This is a genomic window from Mesorhizobium sp. C120A (genome assembly GCF_030323105.1).
In the GTDB taxonomy this organism is placed as follows: Bacteria; Pseudomonadota; Alphaproteobacteria; order Rhizobiales; family Rhizobiaceae; genus Mesorhizobium.
Genome location: NZ_CP100476.1, coordinates 1,771,780 through 1,795,790, shown reverse-complemented (window position 1 = coordinate 1,795,790; position 24,011 = coordinate 1,771,780). Strand labels below are relative to the sequence as shown.

26 protein-coding genes and 1 pseudogene are annotated in these 24,011 nt (G+C 63.5%); 10 read left to right on the top strand and 17 right to left on the bottom strand.

Features of this window, described 5'->3' with window-relative positions; genetic code table 11:
- Nucleotides 1-119: 119 nt before the first annotated feature.
- From NL532_RS08855 to NL532_RS08835, 5 genes are all read right to left on the bottom strand, one after another.
- On the bottom strand, nucleotides 120-389 hold the full coding sequence (locus tag NL532_RS08855) for a PilZ domain-containing protein (RefSeq protein WP_023726509.1): 270 nt from the start codon (nucleotides 387-389) through the stop codon (nucleotides 120-122).
- Between the two features lie 59 nt (nucleotides 390-448).
- Nucleotides 449-658 carry a hypothetical protein gene (locus NL532_RS08850; protein ID WP_023671091.1) on the bottom strand — a complete coding sequence of 70 codons (210 nt, stop codon included), beginning with the start codon at nucleotides 656-658 and terminating at the stop codon, nucleotides 449-451.
- Between the two features lie 118 nt (nucleotides 659-776).
- Nucleotides 777-1,352 carry a DUF308 domain-containing protein gene (locus NL532_RS08845; protein WP_023700951.1) on the bottom strand — a complete coding sequence of 192 codons (576 nt, stop codon included), beginning with the start codon at nucleotides 1,350-1,352 and terminating at the stop codon, nucleotides 777-779.
- A 104-nt stretch (nucleotides 1,353-1,456) separates the two neighbouring features.
- The gene (locus NL532_RS08840; RefSeq protein WP_023828268.1) at nucleotides 1,457-2,044 is read right to left on the bottom strand and encodes a TetR/AcrR family transcriptional regulator; all 588 of its coding nucleotides are present in this window, start codon (nucleotides 2,042-2,044) and stop codon (nucleotides 1,457-1,459) included.
- A 144-nt stretch (nucleotides 2,045-2,188) separates the two neighbouring features.
- Complete coding sequence (locus NL532_RS08835; RefSeq protein ID WP_023824589.1) at nucleotides 2,189-2,563, bottom strand: hypothetical protein; 375 nt, start codon at nucleotides 2,561-2,563, stop codon at nucleotides 2,189-2,191.
- Nucleotides 2,564-2,693: 130 nt separating this feature from the next.
- Between NL532_RS08835 and NL532_RS08830 the strand changes: the two genes are divergently transcribed.
- The 4 genes from NL532_RS08830 (at nucleotide 2,694) to NL532_RS08815 (ending at nucleotide 5,334) form a co-directional block, all read left to right on the top strand.
- Nucleotides 2,694-2,882 (top strand): hypothetical protein, encoded by a 189-nt coding sequence (locus tag NL532_RS08830; protein WP_023671089.1) that lies wholly within the window; start codon nucleotides 2,694-2,696, stop codon nucleotides 2,880-2,882.
- A gap of 260 nt (nucleotides 2,883-3,142) precedes the next feature.
- Complete coding sequence (locus NL532_RS08825) at nucleotides 3,143-3,895, top strand: DUF4142 domain-containing protein (RefSeq protein WP_023671088.1); 753 nt, start codon at nucleotides 3,143-3,145, stop codon at nucleotides 3,893-3,895.
- Nucleotides 3,896-3,926: 31 nt separating this feature from the next.
- Entirely contained in the window at nucleotides 3,927-4,532 is a 606-nt protein-coding gene (locus tag NL532_RS08820) for a general stress protein (RefSeq protein ID WP_023828269.1), read from the top strand.
- A gap of 181 nt (nucleotides 4,533-4,713) precedes the next feature.
- Nucleotides 4,714-5,334, top strand: coding sequence for a hypothetical protein (locus NL532_RS08815; RefSeq protein ID WP_023733544.1), 621 nt, complete (start codon nucleotides 4,714-4,716; stop codon nucleotides 5,332-5,334).
- Nucleotides 5,335-5,387: 53 nt separating this feature from the next.
- On the opposite strand, the gene NL532_RS08810 is transcribed toward NL532_RS08815, so the two are convergent.
- From NL532_RS08810 to NL532_RS08800, 3 genes are all read right to left on the bottom strand, one after another.
- Nucleotides 5,388-6,536, bottom strand: a complete 1,149-nt coding sequence (locus NL532_RS08810; protein WP_023828271.1) for an extracellular catalytic domain type 1 short-chain-length polyhydroxyalkanoate depolymerase — start codon at nucleotides 6,534-6,536, stop codon at nucleotides 5,388-5,390.
- 208 nt (nucleotides 6,537-6,744) lie between these two features.
- Nucleotides 6,745-7,731 (bottom strand): aldo/keto reductase, encoded by a 987-nt coding sequence (locus NL532_RS08805; protein ID WP_023828272.1) that lies wholly within the window; start codon nucleotides 7,729-7,731, stop codon nucleotides 6,745-6,747.
- Nucleotides 7,732-7,957: 226 nt separating this feature from the next.
- Entirely contained in the window at nucleotides 7,958-8,698 is a 741-nt protein-coding gene (locus tag NL532_RS08800) for a FadR/GntR family transcriptional regulator (protein WP_023828273.1), read from the bottom strand.
- A gap of 38 nt (nucleotides 8,699-8,736) precedes the next feature.
- Between NL532_RS08800 and NL532_RS08795 the strand changes: the two genes are divergently transcribed.
- Entirely contained in the window at nucleotides 8,737-9,705 is a 969-nt protein-coding gene (locus NL532_RS08795) for an NAD(P)-dependent oxidoreductase (RefSeq protein ID WP_280799706.1), read from the top strand.
- Between the two features lie 35 nt (nucleotides 9,706-9,740).
- Here the strand turns inward: NL532_RS08795 and NL532_RS08790 are convergent, their stop codons facing one another.
- Nucleotides 9,741-9,950 (bottom strand): hypothetical protein, encoded by a 210-nt coding sequence (locus tag NL532_RS08790; RefSeq protein WP_023828275.1) that lies wholly within the window; start codon nucleotides 9,948-9,950, stop codon nucleotides 9,741-9,743.
- 10 nt (nucleotides 9,951-9,960) lie between these two features.
- Nucleotides 9,961-10,140, bottom strand: coding sequence for a hypothetical protein (locus NL532_RS08785; protein WP_027042769.1), 180 nt, complete (start codon nucleotides 10,138-10,140; stop codon nucleotides 9,961-9,963).
- A gap of 498 nt (nucleotides 10,141-10,638) precedes the next feature.
- Here NL532_RS08785 and NL532_RS08780 point away from each other — a divergent pair, with 498 nt between their 5' ends.
- On the top strand, nucleotides 10,639-11,202 hold the full coding sequence (locus tag NL532_RS08780; protein ID WP_023828277.1) for a hypothetical protein: 564 nt from the start codon (nucleotides 10,639-10,641) through the stop codon (nucleotides 11,200-11,202).
- On the top strand, nucleotides 11,195-11,749 hold the full coding sequence (locus NL532_RS08775; protein WP_023828278.1) for a hypothetical protein: 555 nt from the start codon (nucleotides 11,195-11,197) through the stop codon (nucleotides 11,747-11,749). Before NL532_RS08780 ends, NL532_RS08775 begins: the two co-directional genes overlap by 8 nt.
- A gap of 12 nt (nucleotides 11,750-11,761) precedes the next feature.
- Here the strand turns inward: NL532_RS08775 and NL532_RS08770 are convergent, their stop codons facing one another.
- A complete protein-coding gene (locus NL532_RS08770; RefSeq protein ID WP_245270167.1) occupies nucleotides 11,762-12,319 on the bottom strand; it encodes an SOS response-associated peptidase family protein in 558 nt (185 codons plus the stop codon).
- Between the two features lie 823 nt (nucleotides 12,320-13,142).
- Here NL532_RS08770 and NL532_RS08765 point away from each other — a divergent pair.
- A pseudogene (locus NL532_RS08765) lies at nucleotides 13,143-14,029 on the top strand (AraC family transcriptional regulator).
- A gap of 321 nt (nucleotides 14,030-14,350) precedes the next feature.
- Here the strand turns inward: NL532_RS08765 and NL532_RS08760 are convergent.
- Together NL532_RS08760 and NL532_RS08755 are read right to left on the bottom strand one after the other, a co-directional pair.
- Nucleotides 14,351-15,145 (bottom strand): FadR/GntR family transcriptional regulator, encoded by a 795-nt coding sequence (locus NL532_RS08760; RefSeq protein WP_023750112.1) that lies wholly within the window; start codon nucleotides 15,143-15,145, stop codon nucleotides 14,351-14,353.
- A gap of 3 nt (nucleotides 15,146-15,148) precedes the next feature.
- Complete coding sequence (locus NL532_RS08755; protein ID WP_023828360.1) at nucleotides 15,149-16,591, bottom strand: FAD-binding oxidoreductase; 1,443 nt, start codon at nucleotides 16,589-16,591, stop codon at nucleotides 15,149-15,151.
- A gap of 161 nt (nucleotides 16,592-16,752) precedes the next feature.
- Between NL532_RS08755 and gloA the strand changes: the two genes are divergently transcribed.
- Nucleotides 16,753-17,163, top strand: a complete 411-nt coding sequence (gene gloA, locus NL532_RS08750) for a lactoylglutathione lyase (protein ID WP_023691899.1) — start codon at nucleotides 16,753-16,755, stop codon at nucleotides 17,161-17,163.
- 74 nt (nucleotides 17,164-17,237) lie between these two features.
- On the opposite strand, the gene NL532_RS08745 is transcribed toward gloA, so the two are convergent.
- The 4 genes from NL532_RS08745 to NL532_RS08730 form a co-directional block, all read right to left on the bottom strand.
- On the bottom strand, nucleotides 17,238-18,206 hold the full coding sequence (locus NL532_RS08745) for an ABC transporter permease (protein WP_023828359.1): 969 nt from the start codon (nucleotides 18,204-18,206) through the stop codon (nucleotides 17,238-17,240).
- Nucleotides 18,207-18,210: 4 nt separating this feature from the next.
- Nucleotides 18,211-19,713 carry a sugar ABC transporter ATP-binding protein gene (locus NL532_RS08740; RefSeq protein WP_023671076.1) on the bottom strand — a complete coding sequence of 501 codons (1,503 nt, stop codon included), beginning with the start codon at nucleotides 19,711-19,713 and terminating at the stop codon, nucleotides 18,211-18,213.
- Nucleotides 19,714-19,718: 5 nt separating this feature from the next.
- A complete protein-coding gene (locus tag NL532_RS08735) occupies nucleotides 19,719-20,702 on the bottom strand; it encodes an ABC transporter permease (RefSeq protein WP_023828358.1) in 984 nt (327 codons plus the stop codon).
- A gap of 159 nt (nucleotides 20,703-20,861) precedes the next feature.
- Nucleotides 20,862-21,932 carry a sugar ABC transporter substrate-binding protein gene (locus NL532_RS08730; protein ID WP_023828357.1) on the bottom strand — a complete coding sequence of 357 codons (1,071 nt, stop codon included), beginning with the start codon at nucleotides 21,930-21,932 and terminating at the stop codon, nucleotides 20,862-20,864.
- Nucleotides 21,933-22,236: 304 nt separating this feature from the next.
- On the opposite strand from NL532_RS08730, the gene NL532_RS08725 reads away from it, so the two are divergent.
- Complete coding sequence (locus tag NL532_RS08725; protein WP_023828356.1) at nucleotides 22,237-23,820, top strand: GMC family oxidoreductase; 1,584 nt, start codon at nucleotides 22,237-22,239, stop codon at nucleotides 23,818-23,820.
- Nucleotides 23,821-24,011: the final 191 nt, after the last annotated feature.

The window sequence follows — 24,011 nt, the reverse complement described above, 5'->3', positions numbered from 1 at the left end:
GCAACTGATTGCAAATCGCAAGCAGCATGGAAGGAAGCGTTCGTGCCGCAAACGAGCCCTGCCTTGTCCCATCAACCCTGCACTTGAACAGCTGGGTGATCCGTCCCGGCTACCGCCCTCTACGCCTGCCTTCCCGAATCAAGCTGCACCCCAAGTCGCTCGTTCCGTCTCCACCGCACCACGGCGCGATAGCTGGTATGATCGACAGGCACGTGAAGGACGAAACGGTCGGGGATTGCGATATCGGCCTTCACCCGCAGCTCCGCACCGTGAGCGTGCTGGTTGCAAACCAGACAATTGATACTGGCGTCGCCAACGCGGATTGTCGCTTCCTTCAGAACAAGATCACGGATATGCGACCGTCGCTCTATCGGTGGGTCAGCCGGCATTGCCTTATCCCTCTGATTTGACGACCTGAAACTCTTCTGAACCCGGAATGGAAAGCGCACTACCGGCCCAGCGGTTGCCTCGAAAGACTGACGAGCTCGGCTTCGTCGACCACGCCGGCCATATAGTTCGCGATAATCCGGGATGCGATGGCGTCGCGTGCTTCGGGCGACTGACCGTCGCGCTTAAGCTGCTCGAATACACGGCCCAACAGCTCGAGTTCGGATGGCTGCAAAACGCCGGCCTCGGTGGCTTTGCGTCGAATGGGCATTTGTGATCCTCCACTACGGTCAACAACATACGACCGCGGCAGGGAAACTCAACTCACCTGTCGAGGGCGCCGCGCAGGCGGCGGCGACCACAAATCCCGTTTTCGAAACGCGACGCCCTCAGCCGGCGGCCTCAGCCGCCTTGCGCCGCGCGTCGCTGACCGTCAGCCAGACTGCCGAGACCAGGAAGTAGAAGGCGCCGAACGCGGCATAGGGCGCGACATCGGTGATCCCGACCGTCGCATCGCTGCCCGCCATCTTCACGAAAAAGATGCCGGCGAGCGCCGACTGGGCGCCGCTCAGCACCATTGCCCACTGCGCGCCGGACTTCCAGCGCCGGACCGCGGTTGCCAGCTGAAAGAGGCCCGACAGGACCGCCCAGACGCCGAACACCGCGAGCACCGCATTCATGCTTTTGCCCAGAGCAATGGCGACCGCCGCCGTGGTGATGATGCTGATGACGAAGTTCAGCAGCTGCGTTTTGTTGCGGCTTAGCCCACCGCTGCGCTGGGCGTCGACGAAATTGGCCAGCGCATCCCAGGCGGGATAGGCGACCAGCATGATGGCTGCCAGGGACGGCATTGTGCTGGCGACGGTAAAGGCCAGCAGCACCCAGGCGGCCGCCACGGCAAAGCGTATGAAATAGTAGCTCTTGAGCCATGAGGATTGGTTGGCTTCATTCGTCTTGGCAAGCATTTTCGGATTTCCCTTTTTGTGTTTACCTACTAGAAGGTAGGCATGATGGACGCGTCGAGGGAATTCGGTGAAGGGGCTCGCCGCCCCTGTCGCGCAAATTCCTGTTAGTGAACCTTCCGAGACAGACGCTGCACGGTTGGCGTCAGAATGGTGCCGAACATGGCGGGGTTGCCATAGGCGCGCGCGGACAGCATGGCGCCATGAACGGTCGCCATGAAGGTCTCGGCCTCCAGCTCCGCCGAGCCTGCAAATCCGAGAATCCCCTGCTCGGCGCCGTGCTCCATGACCCTGGTCAACCAGGACGACAGAAACCTGAAGTAAGCCCGCACTTCGACGGCAATTTCAGCCGGGAGCGCAGGGAGTTCGCTGGCAAGCAGCGCGCAGACGCAAAACGGGACGCTCGCATCTTCAATGCATTTTGCCCAGTAGTCGGCATAGGTTTGAAGCAGTGCAAGCGGGTCCGAGAGTTTACTTTCCAGATCTGCCATGCCGGCCTCGGTACGCTCGCGATGGCGCGCCACAAGCGTGCGGACAAGGTCGACCTTGCTGGGGAAATGATGGTGGATGCTCGCCTTGCGGATCCCCACCTCGCCGGCGATATCGGCATAGCTGAATCCGTTGTAGCCGCCGGCCACGATGAAGTTTCGCGCGGACGCCAGAATCTGATCGGAGGTCATCACAAGGTTGCTCATGGAATCTGCCTACCTACTAGTAGGACAGCTGTCAACCGAATACCCGAGCGGGGAGTTTTTCACTCAAACGATACTGATCTGGCGTCCATAAATACAAGGCCCGCCGGCAAAACCGGCGGGCGCCATAGGTCATAAGATACGCCACTAGAACCAGCTTCGGTCGCGTTCCTGGCTTTGCCCGAGCAGCATGCCGATCAACAACCCGGCAATGCCGCCAAGCACGAAAGCGCTGCTGATGGTGCCGGGATTTTGCTGGACGGCTTCGGACACCGTCTGCGCCTGCGATCTCAGCTGCTGCGTTGCCCGTGCCGCGCGCTCGGTCGCGCTGCCGTACCAGCCGCCGGCTTCGCCGACGGCATCTTCTGCGCGCTCGGCAAGCGTCCGGTTGATCTTGCTGATCTCGCGCCTCAGCGATGCGACCTGCTTCTCCAGGGCCTCCTGGGCCTCTCGGGCGGAAATCTTCGGGGTGTCCTTGGGGGTGTCCTTCGCGGTGTCCTTCGGGGTGTCGTTCTCGGCCATGGCTGTTCCTTTCGTTGAGGCAGGGGGAACGGCCAACGGACAAGGATGGTTCCGCTGCCTGCGCTCACAGTCATTCACCCGGCCGGCCGCCAACTTTGGGAACACTCTCCCGATCCAACGGTTGTGGCTGATGGAGGGCACGCATTTGTCGAATCGATCGAGCCATGCTGAAACGCTGCGGACGGTCTCCGATCTGCTACACCGCGCCCGCCGTGTCATTCGCGACGGCGGCCATGCGGCGGCGATGTTCGAAATAGACACGCTGCTGCAGGTCGCCCAGACAGAGGTTGCGCGCCGCCTCGAACGCAACGATCGCTGAACCTCGATAGGCCACCGCGGGCGCTATTCATTGCGGGCGGCGAAGGCCTCGTTTCCCTTTGCGATGGACTTGCAAGGCGCCCATCGAGCGGGTCGCCGTCCGAGCCACGCGTCGACATCGCAAAGGCGCAAAATCCGAGGATGAGGGGCCATCATCGCGGCATCGACCCTCCCGGCTATAACGCTTGGGCGGCGGAACAAAGCTTGGCCGCACTGGTTAGGCTCACAGCACGATGTGTGCCCCAACGAGGATCTCTGTCCATGAAAACACGTGTTCTTCTAGCTTCGCTGGCCACCGCCACAGCCATGGTCTTCGCCCTGCCCGCCTTCGCCGCCGACAGCGCTCAGGACTTTGTCGACAAGGCCGCCATCGGCGGCCTGTTCGAAGTGGATTCCAGCAAGATCGCCGAGGGCAAGGCCCAGGATCAAGGCGTCAAGGATTTCGCCAAGAAGATGATCGACGATCACGGCGCCGCCAACGCCAAGCTTGCGACCATCGCCGGCGAACAGAAGCTGAAAGTGCCGACGGAGCTGGACGCCAAGCACAAGGCCGATCTGGAGGCTCTGCAGAATGCCAACGATGCCGTCGACAAGCCCTATGTCCAGATGCAGCGCGATGCGCATTCGGAGGCGGTCACGCTGTTCGAGAGCTATGCCAAGGACGGCGACAACGCGCAGTTGAAGACCTTCGCCTCCGAGACCTTGCCGACGCTCAAAATGCATCAGGAAATGGTCGAGAAGATCGCTTCCGCCGACAATGCATCCTCGACCACCAGCTCCACCACCCCGGCCGTGAGCACGACCGACACCACCAATCCGGCCGCCCCGGTCCCGGGTGCCAACAGCTTCACCGAGGATCAGGCGAAGAGCCGCATTCAGGATGCCGGCTTCTCCGGCGTGTCCAAGCTGACCAAAGACGACCAGGGCATCTGGCGCGGTCAGGCCACCAAGGATGGCAAGACCACGACCGTGGCGCTCGATTATCAGGGCAACGTCGTTGCCGGCGCCAACTGAACCTCTGAACCAGATCGAGGAGATCAAGACCATGAAAACCGTAACCGGACTTTTCGACAACTACGATGATGCCTCCGATGCCGTCGGCGAACTGGAGGCAATCGGCGTGCCGCAGGCCGACATCAGCATCGTCGCCAACAATTCGGACGACTGGTACGACGATGGCGACACCTCCAACGCCGCCGAGGATGCAGCCGGCGGCGCCGGTCTCGGAGCCGTCATTGGCGGCGCCGGCGGGCTTCTGACAGGGCTCGGCATCATGGCCATTCCGGGCGTCGGTCCGGTCGTGGCCGCAGGATGGCTGGCCGCCACCGCGGTCGGCGCCGTTGGCGGCGCGGTCGTCGGGGGCGCTGCCGGCGGCATCGTCGGGGCGCTGACCGAGTCAGGCGTCCCCGAAAGGGATGCGCATGTCTATGCGGAGGGCGTTCGCCGCGGTGGCACGATGGTGACCGCCAGGGTCAGTGACGAACTCGCCGACGAGGCCGAGCGTATTCTTGGCGAGTCCAACTCGGTCGATCTGCAAGACCGCCGACGCGCCTATGAAGCCGGTGGCTGGACCGGCTTCGATGCCAATGCCGACCCCTACACCGACATCGAGGCCGAGCGCGACAGAACGCGCGACGCCAGCCCACTCTGATCATCGAGCCCCGTCGCCGTACGGCGGCGGGGCCGAAGGTGCTGTCGGCGCACTGCAAGCGGCGTTCAGATTCGGCCATAAGGGGCGGGTTCTATTCGGACCTGCCCCTTTTCGCTGTTGCCTTGGCTTGACCGGCTCTTGCCGTGTTAGCATCGAACCAACGAAACCAGCCCAGGAAAGCATGTGCCCGTCCCCGCAACTGATTGCCGAATGGCCGTTGTCGCCGTCAGCGACACTCGGGTCCGCCGTGCGCTCCAAGGGGATCGAACGTGAAGTCAGAGCCCGGCTGCCATGGGCAGTCAGGAAGCACGTCAAGGCCGAGACGGGCCGCATCGCATTGCGAATGTCGAGATCCGAAGCGGAAGCGTTCAAGGCCGCCTCTGCCAATATCTCCAAAACACTGGAGGGAGTGGAAGCGCTGCCTGTGCTTCCGCGCGAGGTCGAGGATATCCTTACGATCTCTTCGCGCGAGCGCCACAAATGGCTCAAGGACGGTCGGCTGCAAAGCACCGGCACACGCACCGTCAAGATGCGTGGGCGATCAAAGTCTGTCACCTTCCACGTTTTCGACCCGCGCCACATCGAGGACGTCCTGGACCGCGATCTGGCAACCGTCTGGAGAGAGCAGGATGTCCAGGCGGTCGCCGAGAACAGGCGGCGCGGTGCGGGCAAGGCCGCGCTGACGCGCGCGGGAAAGGGCACCGGCCGGGCTCGCACTGCGAGGAAGGCCCGGAACACGGACGGCCCGGCGCCCGGATTGAAGGGCTGGGATGCGTTCGAGGACGAAGGCCTGCTGCGATAATGATGCTGGCGCTTGCCCTTGTATTTTGGGCGTGTGCGGGGCGAGCCTCAGCCTCAGCGCATCAATCCCGCTGCCCTGAGCGCGTCCTCGATGACCTTGGTAATCCCGCCCGCCGGACCGCCTGGCGGATTGACAGGCTCCGGGGCCGGATCGACACGGACAGCTCGCGGTTTTTCCTTCGGCGAGAAAGGCTGCAATGCAGTGCCTGAAGCGGCCTCGGCTTTCGCCGCGCGTCGTACGTCTGGCTTCGTCAGCCCCCAGAAACGGGCGATGTGGCGCGTCGAGGAAATCCCGACATCCAGCATGAACGGCCCTGCTTTGCCGAGAGCATTGTCGCCGCTCGCCTGCAATGGCGTGCCATGGCCCATGCCGGCAATGCTGTATGCCTCGACCACGTCGCGGCCTTTGCCATCGCACCAGACTTTTCGGCCCTGACCGTCGACCTTTTCCGTGCGTGTCGGCGCTTGAGCGAGGCCGTGCACGCCCTGCCATTGCGCCAGCACCGCGTCGGCATTGGAAGGCACCACGGTCGTATCGGCCGAGCCCTGCCAGACCGAAATCCTCGGCCACGGCCCCTTGTGCGGCGAAGCTTCCCGCAACAGACGCTGCAGGTCGCTTCTGGACGGTCCGCCATGGCCACGCATGCGGTCGAAGGCTTCGGGGATGGTCGAGGCGCTGCCATAGGCAAGCCCGGCAATGATCGCGCCACCGGCAAACACGTCCGGGTAGGTCGCCAGCATCACCGCCGCCATGGCGCCGCCGGCGGAAAGACCGGTGACGAATATCCGCTTGCGGTCGAGACCGTGGGTGACCACCGCCGCCTCGATCATCTGGCGGATGGACAGTGCCTCGCCGCTGTCGCGGCTTACATCGCCCGGCACGAACCAGTTGAAGCAAAGATTGGCGTTGTTGGCGCGCTGCTGCTCGGGGAGAAGCACGGCAAAACCCTGCTCGGCAGCAAGTTCGGTCCAGCCGGAACCATGATCGTAAGCGGCTGCATTCTGGGTACAGCCATGCAGCACCACGACCAGCGCTGCCTGCTTCGGCAGGTTTTCAGGGAGATAAAACCGCGCGCGCAAGGCGCCGGGATTGGACCCGAACCCTGTCATCTCGGACAGGTGATCGTCCTTGCTCTGTCCTGCACCGGCTGGCCGGCCGCGCATCGCGCTCAGCCGGGCGATCGTATCGGATATGTCTCGCAAATCGGTATCCTTGCGCGCCGGAATGGGCAGACTCGTGCACACAACGCACACGCAGCAATATCGTTGCTGCACTGCACAATAACAAGCGGCGCGGCCGATTAAATGACCGATGGATCATAGAATCCGCTGCACGGCTTGTGACGGACGAACGCAATTTGGCCCGGCTGACCTCTGGTCAGTCAGCCGATCGAGGCCGGCAGGCGCCGGGTTACCAGCGCTGATGCACGTAGGGCTTGATGTTCTCGTCGTAGACCGCCTTCACCTTGGCCATCGACTCGGAGGACAACGGCGCAAGCTCCGCCGCTTCCGCATTGGAAACCGCCTGCGCCGGATTGCGGGCGCCGGGAATGACAACCGTCACAGCGTCGAACATCAGGATCCAGCGCAGAGCGAATTTCGCCATCGTGGTGTCGCCTGACACCAGCGGCCGCACCTTCTCGACCGCCGCTAGGCCGACCTCATAGGGCACGCCCGAAAACGTCTCGCCGACATCGAAGGCTTCGCCTTTCCTGTTGAACAGGCGATGGTCGGTGGTCTCGAACTTGGTGTCCGCCCTGAACTTGCCGGACAACAGGCCGCTGGCCAGCGGCACGCGGGCGATGACGGCGACATCGTTCTTTTTCGCCTGGTCGAAGAACAGCTCGGCCGGGCGCTGGCGGAAGGCGTTGAAGATGATCTGCACGCTGACGACGCCGGGATATTGCATCGCCTTCAGCGCCTCTTCGACACGCTCGACGCTGACGCCGTAATTGCGGATCTTGCCCTGCTCGGTGAGCTTGTCGAGACGCTCGAACACCTCCGGATGATAGTAGAGATCGGTCGGCGGGCAATGCAGCTGCACCAGGTCGAGCGTGTCGGTCTGGAGGTATTTCAGGCTGCGGTCGATCCAGCCGGTGAGGTTCTCGACGCTGTAGCCCTCGACCGTCTGCTTCGGCAGCCGCCGTCCGGCCTTGGTGGCGATGAACGGGCGCGCGCCACCGCGTTCCTTCATCACCCGTGCGATCAGCTTTTCCGAACGGCCGTCGCCATAGACGTCGGCGGTGTCGAGGAAGCTGACGCCGGCATCGAGCGCGGCATGCAGGGCGGCGACCGCATCGTCGTCATTGACCTCGCCCCAGGCGGCGCCGATCGCCCAGGCGCCGAAGCCGATCTCGCTGACTGATCTGCCGGTACGGCCAAATTTCCGTGACTGCATTTTGCTTCCTGACTTGCGGCTTTGGGATGACGGTTCTGATTTCGGGAGCCTCATACCGCATGGCAACGCGATTGACATCCCTCTTCCTAGGATTTACCAGATTACAGGGTTGTATGACAACGGGGTAAGACTGCAACAGTGGGAGCCGGGAGGAACATGTCGCTGATGCGCGAACTCTATCTCGGCGGGTCGCCGGATGAGCAGTCCGTCAACCGTGGTTAGCCCCCTAATCGTGAACAGCTTTGTCGCGCAGATCCTCGAACCTGGCATAACTTTTGGTCAGATGGCTGCGCATGGCGCGGCGCGCGGCGTTGACGTCCCTGGCTTCGATGGCCCCGAGAATGGCGCGGTGCTCGCGCTGCATGCGGTCGAGATATTTTTCCCGCTCGGCCTCCGTCATCCGGTCGAGCCGCGTCCAATGGCGCGGGACCATGGCGCTGCCGAACGTGTCGAACAGCCGGGTGAAATTCGGGTTCTGCGTCGCGGCGAGAATGGCGCGGTGGAAGCCGAAATCCTCTTCCGAGCCGGAGCCGCCGGCACGCACCGCCGCCTCCAGCGCGTCGAGCCGAGCGCTCATCTGTTGAAGCGCCGCCTCGCTGCGCCGTTGGGCAGCGAGGCCGGTCGCCTCCACCTCGATGCCCATGCGCAGTTCGAGCACGCGCAGCACCTCGTCGATCGATTCGAGATCGTCGGGCAGCACGGAAAACGTCTTCGGCGGCGGATCCTTGGCGACGAAGGCGCCGAGCCCCTGGCGCGTGGTAATCAGCCCGCGCGCGCGCAGCGCCGCCAGCGCCTCGCGCACCACGGTGCGGCTGACGCCTGTGGCAGCAACAATCTCCTGCTCGGTCGGCAGCCGCTGCCCCGGCGCAAGGTCACCGGATTCGATCTGCGCAATCAGCGTGTTGACCAGACCCGTCCGCAGGTTGGGCGCCTGCGGTATGGCGTCGAAAGTCATGGGCTCCGCCATCAGCGCGACTCCGGTTCGATTCTTGTTCAAAGGATTGCATCGACGGGTGCCCGCCGCAAGGTGACGAAAGTTCGGCCCGCTGGCACGAGCCATGGGAGGATTGCATGAAAGAACGCATCGGCTTCATCGGCCTGGGCAGCATGGGCGCCGGCATGGCCGACAATCTGTTGCGCAAGGGCTGGCCGCTGACGGTCCATGTCCACCGCAGCCGCACCGCCGCAGACCGGCTGATCGCCGCCGGCGCCACCGAAGCGCCAAGCCCGCGCGAACTCGCCGCCGCCTGCGACATCGTGATCCTGTGCGTCACCGGTTCGCGCGAGGTCGAAGCGCTGGTCAAGGGCGCGGACGGGCTTGCTGCGGCCAAGACGCCGCTGCTGATCATCGACTGCTCGACCTCCAACCCGTCATCGACGACAGCGCTTGCCGCCGACCTCGCCCAGCAAGACATAACGCTGATCGACTCGCCGCTGGCGCGCACGCCCAAGGAAGCCACCGAGGGCAAGCTCGACGTCATGGTCGGCGGCCCGGCCGAAATCGTCGCCCGCGCGCGACCGGTGCTCGAAGCCTTCGCCGCGCGAATCGTCCACACCGGCCCGACCGGCAGCGGCCACACCATGAAGCTGCTCAACAATTTCGTCTCGATGGGCTATTCCGCGATCTACTCGGAAGCGCTGAGCCTCGGCACCAAAGCCGGGCTGACGCCGCAGGTCTTCAACAGCGTCATCTCCGGCAGCCGCATGGATTGCGGCTTCTACCAGGCCTTCTTCGATTTCGTCCTCAACCGCAACGAAAACGCCCAGCGCTTCGCCATCGCCAACGCGCTGAAGGACATGACCTACCTCGCCTCCTTCGCGCAAGCAGCCGGCATCGCCAATCCCATCGGCGCGGCGGTGCGCAATGGCTTTGCCACTGCCGTCACGACAGGCCACGGCGAGAAGTTCGTGCCGGCGCTGTCGGATATTGTGGCGGGGTTGAATGGGGTGTCGCTGGTGGAGCCGGCGGAGTGAAGAGCGGCTCGATTATCGCCGCCAATCACAAGCGGTCACCCCAGCACAGGCGGAGTAGGATCGTAGCCGATTGAAACGATCCCCGGATGCCGGTGGGCTATGGCGAGTATCTGGGTCTCAAGCTCGCAGTTATAGGCCATCAGCGCCTTTACGGTCTCAAGCGGGCTGTCATAGCGGGCAATCAACTTCACGGCTTCTGAGTGCAACTCGGCTTTCGCTTCCTCGTCAAAGTGCATCATACCCATTGCCGTCCTCCTATCGTGCCGCGCGACGTGGTGCGGTAAGCGCATCAAGCCGTTCCTGAAGATGCCCATTGAGCACGATCATTTCCTTCAGTGCCTTCATCACATCGCCCTTGTGGACGGCAATGAAATCTTCGGCGTGAGCTTGGAGAGCGGCTTCCTGCCGACTGTTTAGTGTCACGATGCGGTCCATAGCGATTACTCCAAGCGATGCATGGTCACAGTGAACAAAAAGAGAACATAAATGTCAAGGACGAATTGACTCGGCGAGGAACTCATTCCTATTTTCTAATATGCCCGAGCAGCCCAGAAAACCCCGCCGCCTTGTGCAGACCCTGAGCAAAGCACATGAGGTTGGGCAGCTGATCCGTGTCCGCTGCTTCAACTGCAACATCACGCGCCACTATCTGCCTGGCGACCTTGCCAAGCTGGTTGGAGACATTCCGTTTTGGGACGTTGACCGGCACATGCGTTGCGAGCGGTGCAAACGCCGCGAGCTTGACGTCGACATCCTGCTGCCCAGCGCGTCGGAGAGCATGAAAATACGCGTGAGACGGCTTGTTGAAATCCGAATGGTGCGCAGAGTGATTTGGCGTGACGAGACGTGATGGACCCCAAGGCCGTTCTACTTTCGCTTTGTGTTTTTGGACACAGCGTGATTACTTCAGGATGATTTTGAGGAAGGGGCTCAATGTTGAAAGCTATTGTGGCTGCCGCTTTCGCGTTGGCTCTAGCGGGCTGGACTTTGTCGGCCCACGGGGAAGATGCGTCCCGAGAGAAATGCACCTGTGATCTCGAACGTGGTCCCGTCCAAGAACATGGAGCCGTGGTGAACAATGCCACCGCCTGCTGGTCTACTGTAGATGTGCAACGACAGTGGTGCCAAATTACAGTGCAGGCACTAGAGGGCGATCTGAAGCACGACGCCATCATCAGGGAATTTATTCGGGCCGGCGATCCGGAAAGCTTAGTGGCCGTCCTTCAGAATTTGGCGGCGAGCTCGACAACGCCAGACGCGGACCAAAGCGAAGTTGCCAAAGCGAAAGCAGAACTCCCCGCTGTCATCAAGAGCTTCGACAAACTGACGGCAACCTGTATCGATGGGTTCCTTAAACCCTCAGAAAACAAAGAGGAGCGCACCGAGATTGTCGATGGCGCCTTTGCCTGCCGCGTTGGGAAGGAGACTGGCTGGTTGCGGCTTTCGTACATGGTAGGCGAGGTCCAATTCGTCTTTATGATCGCTCCACATGGCTGATTCATCGAAGAAGCCTCGCTCGTGGATTACGTGGATTGCAGGGACAGGGATCTTGGCGGCTATCGTCCTCGGGATTGCAGGCGGCCCCCTGGGGGAGTTTGGAAACTACCTTAAAGAACTGGGACGCAACTTCTTTTTCCCGCCATCGCAGGAAGTCAAAATAGACTTCAATGCCACCCGCGCCTGCTCACAAGGCAGGATGGTTGACCTCCGCAAGATGTTCGCAGACCCCAACACACCGCTTACCAACGGCGCTGACATGCTCACGATCTGCGATGTCGACTCTCTCCAGACCGTCCGCCCTAACCTACCGTACGAACTGTCGAGACGCTTCCCGGGATGCCTAGTCTGGCGGGGAAAGGAGAGTGGCGGCTTGATTATGGTGCGAAAGAGCGATGCCATTTGCGCCTTACCGGGCGGCACCAATTTCATGTGTGACGGCGCGAAGGCACGCCACTTTACAGGGACGAACACCATCGCAGATTCGGTTGACGCGGTGAAACCCTGTTCGGACGACACCCTGCGCCAATTTGGCTTTCGGTCCTGATCCCGCTTAGGCCTAAAACAGCGAGCCTTGAGCCGGCGCCGGCGGCGCTTGAGTGGGAAACTTGATCTGCGTGGCAGGCTTCTCGACAATCACAAGGGCATCGTCCGGCGCAGTGCGCTGCAGCCGCTTGGCCTCGGACCATGGCGCGGTCAGCCACGTCTCCGTCTCCTCTTGCGTCCTCAGGATCACCGGCATCGCCTTTTCGTGGATCGGCTTGATGAGAGCATTGGGCTCGGTGGTCATGAATCCGTAGAGCTCGAAGTCGCTGGGGCCGTCCTTGACCTTTCGCACCCCATGCCACGCCGTCCAGAGGCCAGCGAAGAAGAACAGCGGGCGCTCCTCATTGAGCGCGAACCAATAGTTCCGCTGGACGCCTGTCTCGGGGTCTTTGTCGCCGGGCGTTGGGCTGGGTTCTGCGAAGGTCGTAACCGGCACCACGCAGCGGTTCTCGACACCGACATACTGCTGCCAATGGCCATATTGCGGGTTGCGGATGTTGGTGGTGCCATAGTCCGCCTTGCCGTTCACCCGCTCGGCCGGCGTCGGCATACCCCAGAGCAACTTCGCCATCTCGCGCTGCCCGTCCGAGGCACTGCGGACCACGGGCCCAGGCATGTTGGGATATCAACTGATGGCTCAAGGTTGCCCAGAATGTCCCGAACGTCCGCGTCCACTGGCGGATGGCTCTTGAGACGTGGTGAGATTGTGAGATTGCACATGGCCACACTCTGCCGTGAGAGCATGCCGGCGACTAGCGGAGAAATTGTGCTGGCGTTTTCGGTTTTTGCCGCGAGTTGAACGGGGTGTCGCTGGCGGAGGCGCCCATGCGTGAGATGCGATAGTCTGACGCGCCAGCAGGCTAGTTTTCTCAATGGAAGTGGAAAAATGCGAAAACGCCTATTTGGCGCTGGAAAATTATGCGTTTGCGCATATTCATAGTGGCTGAGCGGATTCTTCCGCTTTGATACGACTTCCCCGGATGGCTCGGGGAAGAAGGCACCCGTAGCAGGGGTGCGCCATCCAGCGACGCCCGGTGGGGCGGGGTGTGAGCGCTTTTGCGGGCCGACTCACCCCTCCATCGCGCTGGAATGTCAATTGATCCTGATTTCATGACTCGGTGACAAGAGTCCCGGCCGAAAAACCGATTCGTTTCAAGGCTTTCTGGGGATAACGGGCCTGATCGGTGGAAAACCGGCCAAGGATTCCGACGAAACGGCTCAATGAGACCGTACACCGACTCCTTCATGGCACCGGCGGCGCCGGCCCCCTCGGCAGATCGGGCGCGCCTCTCGCCACCGCTGGCCGCACCCCTCCATCCATGCCAAACCGCAAGATCGGTCGAGCGCGACATCTCCAAGAGCGCCTATCTGGTGTCGCCACGCAGGACGAGACGATGAAGACGGCACTTGAAAACTACCATGCCCGGATGCAGCGGGTGCTGGACCACATCGACCAGCATCTGGACGGCGATCTGGGCCTGGAAGCGTTGAGCGGCGTCGCGGCGTTTTCGAAATTCCATTTCCACCGGCAGTTCACGTCTACCTTCGGGTTGTCCGTGCATCGCTATGTCCAACTCGCCCGCCTGAAGCGCGCTTCGTACCGGCTTGCCGAAAGCGACGCCCAAAGCGTGACCGACATAGCGATGGATGCCGGTTACGACGCACCGGATGCCTTCGCCCGCGCCTTTCGGCAACGGTTCGGACAATCGCCTTCGTCGTCCGGAAGTCTCCCGACTGGGGGGCATGGCTCATGGCCTTCGGGCCGCTCGACAAAGCAAGGACCACGCTCATGCAGATAATCTTCGAACCCGCCGACGTCATGATCCGCGAGGTGCCGCCGACGCCGGTGGCGATCATGGAGCATCGCGGCGACCGGGCGACGCTCCAGGACACCATCCAACGCTTCATCGCCTGGCGCAAGGCGGCCGGCCTCTCGCCCGAGACAAGCCCGACCTTCAACATCTTCCGTTCCGAAAGGGAGCCGGCGAACCCGGCCGATTACAGCATGGATATCTGTGCCGGAACCGACCTGCCGGTAGAAGGCGGGCCGATCGAGGACGCGCAGATGAAGGCCGGCGTGATCCCCGGCGGACGCAGCGCGGTGCTGCGATATCCCGGCAACACCAACAATCTCGAGCCGGCAGCGCTCTACCTCTACCGCGAATGGCTTCCGGCCAGCGGCGAGGAGGCGCGCGACTTTCCGATCTATTGCCAGCGACACTTTTCGTCGAACGGACCGGTGCGCGAGGTGGTGCTTGAGCTGTTTTTGCCGCTGAAATAGCGCGTTGGGGTGGCGGCCTATCTCCGGCCCTGAGCTGGTGAGCCGACGACCGAGTGAAATCTGATATGGCGCTCCCCCACTCCGTCTCGGCTTCGCCGAGCCACCTCTACCCCCACATTCGTGGGGGAGAGGAAACCCAAGCTTTTGAAGGGCTGCGATCTCGGAGATTGGCATTTCCTCATCCCCCATGAAATGGGGGGTCCGAAGGACGGGCGAGACCCGTGGCTCGCCCCGGCAAGGTGGCTCGGCGAAGCCGAGACGGAGTGGGGTCAGCGCCGCCATAGGCGATTGGCCCAGCGCGCGGACAAGGCAAGGCTATCCCTAAGCCTGCCCGCGCACAGCCTTCCGCAACCGCGAATGCCGTACCGGAGACGCTGCCTCGGGCCCCGGCGCTATCTCCGCAGCTTCCCCCTCATGCAACCCCACCCGCAGCGCCGCGCCCGCCAGATGGTCGCGCATCGCGGCTTGCGCCCCTTCGGCGTCGCCGGCACGGATCGCTCTCAGGATGCGCTCGTGTTCGCCCAGCGTAATGCGGGCCATGTCGTCCGACTTCTGCTGGTTGCCGGCGGCGAGAATGCTTTCGCGGACGCGCTCGGAAACGAAGACCAGGAACTGGCCCATGTAGGAATTGCGCGTCGCCTCGGCGACGGTGCGGTGGAATTCGAGGTCGCTGCGCAGCCAGGCGACGCTGCCATAGGGTGCGGCGCGCATGCCGGATAGCGCATCGCCCATGGCTTTGAGATCGGCGTCGCTGCGCCGCTTCGCGGCAAGGGCTGCGGCCTGCACTTCGAGGATGCCGCGCAGTTCGAACAGGTTGCGGAAGGAATCGGCGCGCTGCAGCGTCTCATGGTCGATGGTCAGCACCGTCGGGTTGGTGGTCTCGACCACGAAGGCGCCGCGCCCCTGCTGCGACCAGATGCGGCCTTCCGAGCGCAGCCGCGCGATCGCCTCGCGCACGACGTTGCGGCTGACGCCGAATGTGGTCGCCAGCGCCTGTTCGGTCGGCAGTTGGTCACCCGGCTTCAGCCGGCCTTGCGCGATCTCGCGCGAGATGGAACTGGCCACCAGAGTGGAGAGGTGTGGGCCGCGATTGACCTTGTCGAGTTTCAGCGTCATCGCTCACCTATAGTCGACGGCGGGTGCGGACGCCAGAATGCGGCCGTTGCTGAGAATGTGGCGCGGGTCGAATGCGTCCTTGATGCCGGCGGCGAGGTCGAGCGTCACCGGATCGATGCGTTCGAGGAACGCCTTCTGCTTGACCCGGCCGATGCCGTGCTCGGCGCTGATCGAGCCGCCATAGCGATCGACGACGGTGAAGATCTCGGCTTCCGCCTGCTCGAACAGATGTTCCATCGCCTCGGTGCCCATGCCTTCCGGCGGCACGACGTTGAGGTGGATGTTGCCGTCGCCGACATGGCCGTAGGTGACAGCCAGGGCGTCGGGCCGGGCTTTCTCCAAGGCGGCCAGCGCATCGGTGACGAAATCGGCAAGCCTGGAGATCGGCACCGACACATCGGTGCGCAGGTAGCGCCCGCCCCTGCCTTGCCGCTCGACCATGATCTCGCGGTAGAGCCACAACCGCTCACCTTGAGCCCTGGTCGAAGCGATGACGCCGTCCTCGACGATGTCCTCGACGCTGCCGAGAAACCCCAGCAGCATATCGGAGAGGTCGATCAGCCCGCCCGACGACACCTCGATCAGCACATAGACGGGATAGGGCTGGCTGAGCGGATCGGGAAAATCCTGGCCTTCGCGCATGGTGATCTCGATGCCGCCGCGCAGGATCAGTTCGAAGGCGGTGAGCAAATCGCTGCAATCGCGCCGCGCCCTTGCATAGAGTGCCATCGCGTCCTCGACGGAGCGCAGGCCAACCAGCGCGGTTTCGATCTGCGTCGGCTTGGGGAATAGTTTCAGCGCCGCCGCGGTGACGATGCCGAGCGTGCCCTCCGAGCCGATGAAGATCTGCTTCAGATCATAGCCGCGATTGTCCTTGCGCAGCACTTTCAGCCCGTTCCAGATGCGGCCGTCGGCCAGCACCACTTCGAGGCCAAGCACCAGGTCGCGCGTCATGCCGTAGCGCAGCACGTTGAAGCCGCCGGCATTTGTGGCGACATTGCCGCCGATGCGGCAGCTGCCCTGCGCGCCGAAAGTGATCGGCAGCAGGCAGTCGCTCGCTTCGGCGGCGCGCTTGGCGTCCTCGAGAATGCAGCCGGCCTCGACCACCATGGCGAAGTCGGTCGGGCTGATCGAGCGAATCTTGTTCATGCGCTCCAGCGAGATGACGATCTCGCCGCCATCCGCCGCCACTGCGGCGCCGACGAGCCCGGTCAACCCGCCTTGCGGCACGACCGGAATGCGCTCGGCATGGCAGAACCGCATCAGCGCCGACATTTCCTCCACCGAAGAGGGCCGCGCCACGGCCAGCGGCCGGCCGAAATGATCGCCCGACCAATCGCGGCTGTAGCGCGCCAGATCCTCTTCGTCGGTCAGCAGCCCGCCATTCGGCAGCAGGCCGGCCAGGGCTGCGATCTGCGATGCGGAGGTTGGCGGCACGGCATTCATGGATTGGCTCTGGGCCCCTCGGCAAAACGACTGGACAAATACCGGCGTTGTCGTGTTATCATACAACCCTGATTGAGAACATCAAGCGAGGCCATCTTGCCGCCAAGCGTTCGATGTGGATGATCAGACTCGCAAATCACAGAATTCGGAGGACTTCCCCAATGAGCGACGCCCCGGGCTTTCGCTATATGCACACCATGATCAGGGTGCTCGACCTCGACAAGTCGATCGCCTTCTACACCGAGGTGCTCGGCATGACCCTGCTGCGTCGCGACGACTACCCCGGCGGCAAGTTCACCAACGCCTTTGTCGGCTATGGCCCCGAGGACAAGGAAGCCGTCGTCGAGCTGACGCTGAACTGGGGCCGCGACGAACCCTACGAGATCGGCACCGGCTTCGGCCATCTGGCGCTCGGCGTCAACGACATCTACGCCGTCTGCGCCGAACTGGAAAAGCGCGGCGCCAAGATCCCGCGCAAGCCCGGCCCGATGCAGCACGGCACCACCCACATCGCTTTCGTCGAAGACCCCGACGGCTACAAGATCGAGCTGATCGGCCTCGACACAATGTGATCCGATGGGGCCGGACCGCATCGGCCTCGCGCCGATGCGGTCCCGTCCTGTCCGCGCTTGCCTGGGAGGCGGGATCACTTGATGACCGCGATCTTGCTGCGGTCGATGGTAATGGCGACGGCAGCGATCAGCACCGCGCCGAACACCATGTTTTCCAGGAAAATGTTGACGCCGACAAAGGTCATGCCGATGCGCACGATCGAGATGATCAGCGCGCCGACCGCCGTGCGGGCAACGCCGCCGAGCCCGCCGGTGATCGCCGTGCCGCCGACGATGACGGCGGCGATGGCCGGCAGCAGCAGCTGGTTGGCCAGCACCGGCGAACCGCTCGACAGCCTGGCTGCCAGCACGATGCCGGCGATGGCCGCGAGCATACCCGACGCGGCAAAGGCGATGATCTTGGTGCGGTCGACATTGATGCCCGCCGCCCACGCCGCCGGTTCGCCGGCGCCGACCGCAATCGCCTGGCGGCCGAAGCGCGTGTAGCGCAGCGCCAGAAAGGCGGCGATGCCGATCACCGTCGAAATCAGCACCACCACGGGAATGCCGGCGACAGTGGCGTTGATCCAGGCGGTGTTTTCGCGACCAGCCTCCTCGATGGTGATGGCGCGGCCATTGGAGACCCACAGCGCCAGGCCGGTGACCACGCCGCCGGTGGCGAGCGTCGCGACGAAGGACGGCACGCGCAGCTTGACGTGAACGACGCCGCTCAACACGCCGAAGGCGAGCCCCGACAGGATCGCCACCGGAAAGGCGGCAAGGCCGAGCGAAGGCAGCAATTGCGCCAGGATGACGCTGGCCAGCGATGCCACCGCCTGGATCGACAAATCGATGCCGCCAAGTAGGATGGCGAAGGTGACGCCGGTCGCCAGGATGAACAGCACGGCGGTGTTGGCAAACAAAAGCGCCACGGTCTCGCCGGTCAGGAAGCCGGGCGCGGCGATCTCGATGATCAAAAGCAGGCCGACAAGCAGCACCAGCGGAATAGCGCCTTGCGTCCACTTGCCTCCGAAAACCCGCCTGATGGAGAACGCTTCATTCATCGGCTCACACCATTGCCCTGAGAAGATCGACCTGGTTCGGCTTGTTGCCCGGACTGGCATCGAAGCGCGCGGTGATTGCACCATCGCGCATCACCAGCACCTGGTGCGACAGGCCGATCGTTTCCTCCAGCGTGTCGGAAATCAAAAGGATCGCCACGCCTTGCGCGGAGAGGTCGCGCACCAATTCGTAGACCTCCTCCTTGGCGCCGACATCGAGGCCGCGTGTGGGATGGTCGAGCACCAGGATGCGCGAGCCCGCCGTCATCCAGCGCGCCAGCACCACCTTCTGCTGGTTGCCGCCGCTGAGCTTGCGGCAGGCGGCATCGGGACCGGGCGCCTTGATGCGCAGCCGCTTGATCCAGTCGGCGGCAAGCCGGCGCTCCTTGCCATAGTCGATGGCGCCATGGCGCATGACGCTGGAGAGATCGGCCAGCGAAATGTTCTCCGCGATCGACAGGAACATCACCAGCCCTTCGAGCCGGCGCTCGCGCGGGACATAGCCGATGCCCTTGCGCACAGCCGGCTCCGGCGAGGAGAAGCGCACGGCATCGCCGGCGATTTTCATCTCGCCGGCATCATGCTGGACGAAGCCGCCAACGGTGCGCGTCACCTCCTCGCGGCCGGAGCCGACGACGCCGGCAATGCCGACAATCTCGCCGGCCCGGATCGAGAGATCGACGCCGTGATAGTAACCGTTGGCGCCAAGCCCCTTGGCCTCGACCATCACGATATCGCGCGGCGCGAGCTGGCGGGCCTCGCGGTAATATTCGGCCTGCAGGCCGCGCCCGACCATGATCTCGTGCAGCTCCGGCGCGGTGACTTCAGCTGCGCGGTGCTCGGCGACGACCGCGCCGTCCTTCATCGTGTAGACACGGTCGGAGATGTTGAGCACCTCGTCGAGGCGGTGCGAGACGAACACAAAACTGGCGCGGGATTTAAGCGAGCGCACCCGCGCGAACAGCACCTCGATATCAGCGGCGTTGAGCACCGAGGTCGGCTCGTCGAGCAGGATGAGCAACTGCCGCTCGACCACTTCCTCCAAGGTCAGCGCCTTGGCGAGCTCGACCATCTGGCGTGCGGCGAAGGTGAGTTCGGAGGTGCGCGCGGTGACGTCGATGTCGATGCCGATCTTGGCCAGTTGCCGCCGCGCCGCCGCGTTCATGGCGCGCCAATTGACGAGGCCGAAGCGGGTGAAGCGGTCCTCTTCGCCGAGATAGATGTTTTCGGCAACCGTCAGGTTCAGCACCAGCGACTGCTCCTGGAACACCATGCCGATGCCATGCCTGGCCGCATCACGGGCGTTGCGCATGCGCAGCTGTTCGCCATCCAGCGTGAGCGAGCCGCCATCCGGCCGGTAGCCGCCGGCCAGCACCCGCATCAGCGTCGACTTGCCGGCGCCGTTCTCGCCGATCAGCCCGACAACTTCATTGGGCCGCACCTCGATGGAGACGTCGCGCAGCGCCTGGACGCCGGGGAAATTCTTGATGATGTTGGACGCCTGCAGCATGGCGTTCACTTGACGATTTTCAGGCGGACACGGTCGAGCGACAGCGCCACCGCGGCGATGATCATCAGACCCTGCACCGTCTGCTGGATGTAGGGCGAGATGCCGAGCAGGATCATGCCATTGGCAAGCACGGTGACGATCAGCACACCGATCAGCGTGTTGACGACGCCGCCCTCGCCGCCGGTCAAAGCGGTGCCGCCGACGACCACTGCGGTGACCGCTGCAAACAGCCTGCCGTCGCCGATGACGGCGTGCGACTGGCCGAGCTGTGCGGCGGCAAGCACACCGGCAATGCCGAAGAAGAAACCGGCCAGCGCAAAAGCGGTGATGCGCACGCGCACGACATTGACGCCCGAGAGCTTGGCGACATCCTCGTCGCCGCCGATCGCCAATATGTGGCGGCCGAGCTTGGTGTGATACTGGATGACGGTGGCGAGCAGGAACGCGCCGAACGCAACCCAGACCGCCACCGGCAGGCCGAGGAAACGGTGCAAGGCCAGGTCGCGGATCGAGGCGTCGTTCAGCTTGATCGCCGTGCCGCCCAGCATATAGACCGACAGGCCGAGGCCGATGAACCACATGCCGAGCGTGCCCATGAAGGACGGGATGCGCAGCATGGCCTGGACGAGACCGCTGACGAAGCCCATGGCGGTGCCGGCGGCGATGGCAGCGAGCACCGCCCACCAGCCATAGTCGTTGCTGTTGCCGTCATTGGCGGCGAGCAGCACAAGCACCATCGCCGCCACCGAAAGCGTGCCTTCGACTGCGAGGTCGATGCTGCCCATCAGGATGATGAAGGTCAGCCCCATCGCCAGCGTCAGCGGCACGGCGGCGGAATTCGCAAGCCGCACCAGATTGCGCAGCTCGATGAAATTGGGGTTGGCAATGGCGATGAGTACGCAGAGTACAATCAGCACCGCCAGCGGCGCCAGGCTGCGCCAGCGCCTGCCGCCCAGGAATGTCGCGATCCGGCCGGGGAACGGTGTCATGGGCGTCGTCCGCTCGATGTCCGAAACGGACTTCAGGGGTTCTGTATGGATTGTCAAGAAACCGCTTCCCGTCTGCTGGTGACAGCCGTCGCGACAAGGGGATCGCGACGGCTGCGGGAGGAAGCGGGCCGCCAGGGAGGTGCAGCCCACTCCGATGGATCAGGTACGGATTGCTCCGGTGACCCGGGCCCACAGATCGTTCCAGTCGATCTCGGGCTTCGCATCGACATTGGTCTTGTAATACTCCTCGACATTGTCGTGCGAGATCAGCACCGCCTTGCCGTAGAACTCACGGTGCTCCGGCGGCTCCTTGGTCGGGTCGAACTTGCCGATCTTGGCGTTGTAGCCGATGGCGAGACCCATGCCGCCCTGCCAGAACGGATCCGAAGTGACCGTGCAGGCGAATTCGCCGGTGCGCACCGCATCGACCGCCGTCTTGATGCCGTCGACGCCGACGATCGGCACTTTGCCGGCGAGGTTTTCGGCGCGCAGCGCTTCCAGAGCGCCCGAGCCCATATCGTCATTGGCCGCCCAGATGCCCTTGATGTCGTCGCCGAAGCGGGTGAGCAGATTGCCCATCAGGTCGAAGGCTTCGGTCGACTTCCAGTTGGCGACCTGGAAATCGAGCAGCTTGATGTCCGGGTTGTTGGCAAGCGCTGCGTCGAGGCCCTTCTTGCGTTCGATCGCCGCCGTGGTCGAGATCAGGCCGCCGAGCGCTACGATGCCGCCCTTGCCGCCAATGGTCTTGAACAGGATCTCGGCGATGGTCTTGCCGCTGTCGATGCCGTCGAACTCGATATGCGAGACATAGTTCGGGTTGAAATCCTTCGGGTGCAGATCCCCAGGCTTGTTCCACTGCGTCACCACATAGGCGCCGGCCTTGGCGCAGGCCTCGACGATCGGGCGCGCATCGGGCGTGTCGTTGGGATCGGAATTCAGCACCATATTGCCGCCGGTCTTGGCCAGCATCGCCTTGATGTCGGCAATGCCCTTCTCGCTGTTGCCTTCCGAAACCAGCGTGACGTGCTCCAGCCCGGCCCATTTGGCATACGCTTCGGCGCCGGTCTTCCACACCGCGTGATAGGGGTTGGACAGCGAGCGGATCGATGTCACCAGCGTCGGCTTGTCCTGCGCGCGCAGCACGCTCGGCATGGCGAGTGCCGCCACGCCGGCGGTGGCGCCCATCATCAGCGTGCGCCGGTTGACTGCAAAATTCTTCGTGTCGTTCATACCTCGAAACCTCCCGATTGAATTCTGTTCCGCCCGGCATCTTGCGCAGGGAGCGCGGCCGGGACCTCCTGGTGAGGATCGTCAAGCTCCTCCACTTGTACGACAACCCTTCAACACGATAACCATATCCTTTCTCTTGACGTGGCACAAGCGACTTGAGATCGTCGCGCGCAAGAGGAAGGGGCGGTGATTTCATCGCCCGCCGGAGCATGATCCCTAGAAGTGGGAACCGGTTTTCTCGGACAAATCGAGAAACCGTTTTGTCCGGAGATCATGCTCCAACAAAGAGAACCCGGGAGTGGAAATGACGGATTACATCATTGTCGGCGGCGGTTCGGCTGGCTGCATTCTGGCCGCCCGGCTGAGCGAGGACCCGGACGTGTCCGTCATGCTGCTCGAGGCCGGTCCGCCCGACACCGACCGCTACATCCATTTGCCGGTCGGCTTCTTCAAGATGACGTCGGGGCCTCTGATCTGGGGCTATGACACCGCGCCCGGCAAGGAGATCGACGGCCGCACCATGGTCTATCCGCAGGCGCGTGTGCTCGGCGGCGGCTCCTCGATCAACGCCCAGGTGTTCACCCGTGGTTGCCCGCAGGACTACGATGGCTGGGCGACCGACGATGGCTGTGCCGGCTGGAGCTATGCCGACGTGCTGCCCTACTTCGTCCGCTCCGAGGGCAACGACACTTTTGCCGATGCGCAGCACGGCACTGACGGCCCGCTCGGCGTCTCCAGCGGCGCGCCGCATCCGCTGACCCGCATCTTCGTCAAGGCGGCGCAGCAGGCGGGCCTTCCTTTCCGCGCCGACTTCAACGCCGGTGAGCAGGCGGGCGCCGGCTTCTACCAGACGACGACGCGTCGGGGGAAACGCTCGAGCACGGCGGTCGCCTATCTGAAGCCGGCGCTCGGCCGCAAGAATCTGACGCTACGCACCGACGCCTCGGTCAGCCGCATCGTGGTCGAGAACGGCCGCGCCATCGGTGTAGAGATCATCGTCAATGGCCGCACCGAACTGCTCCGCGCCGAGCGCGAAGTCATCGTCGCCGCCGGCGCCATCGGCTCGCCGAAATTGCTGATGCTGTCCGGCATCGGCCCGGCCGTGCATCTCGGCCAGCACGGCATCAAGGTGGTCCACGATTCCAAAAACGTCGGCCAGAATCTGCACGATCACATGGACGTCGATGTCGTCGCCGAGCTCAACGGACCGCACGGCATCGACCGTTACAAGAAGAAGCGCTGGCAAGCGGTCGCCGGTCTTGAATATGCGCTGTTCGGCAAGGGGCCGGTGGCCTCCAACATTGTAGAGTCCGGCGGCTTCTGGTGGGGCGACCGCGCGGAGAAGACGCCGGACATCCAGTTCCATTTCCTGCCCGGCGCCGGCGTTGAGGAAGGCATCGGCTCGGTTCCCGGCGGCAATGGCTGCACGCTGAACTCCTACCATGTGCGCCCGCGTTCGCGCGGCAGCGTCACGCTCAAGTCCGCGGACCTGCGCGATGCGCCCATCATCGACCCCAACCCGTTCGCCGAGCGCTATGATCTCGAACGCGCCATCGACGGCATCGAGATCAGCCGCGAAATCCTGTCGCAGCCAGCCTTCGCCAAATACATCAGCCGCGAGCATCTGCCCGGCAAGGCGATGCAGGGGCGCTCAGCACTCGAAGCCTTCGCCCGAGAACATGGCCGCAGCGCCTATCACCCAGTCGGCACCTGCCGAATGGGCGGCGATGCCGGCAGCGTCGTCGATCCCGAGCTGCGCGTGCGCGGTCTGCAAGGCCTGCGTGTCTGCGACAGCTCGGTCATGCCGAGCATCGTGTCGTCCAACACCAATGCGGCAGTGGTCATGATCGCCGAGAAGGCGGCGGATCTGATTGCGGGGCGGATCTGATTGCGGGGCGAAGGCTGCCGGTGGCGTAAGCAGGACAATCGCATGTGGTGGCGCCACGCGATTGCCCTGCCTTGAGCACCTGTCGCTGAGCGCATAGCACTCGAACCGCACTAAAAACGACAGCCTCCCGCAGCGCCTTCAACCGACGCTTGCGCAACCCACCAACCGACCGGAAACCCCCGGTTGCGGGC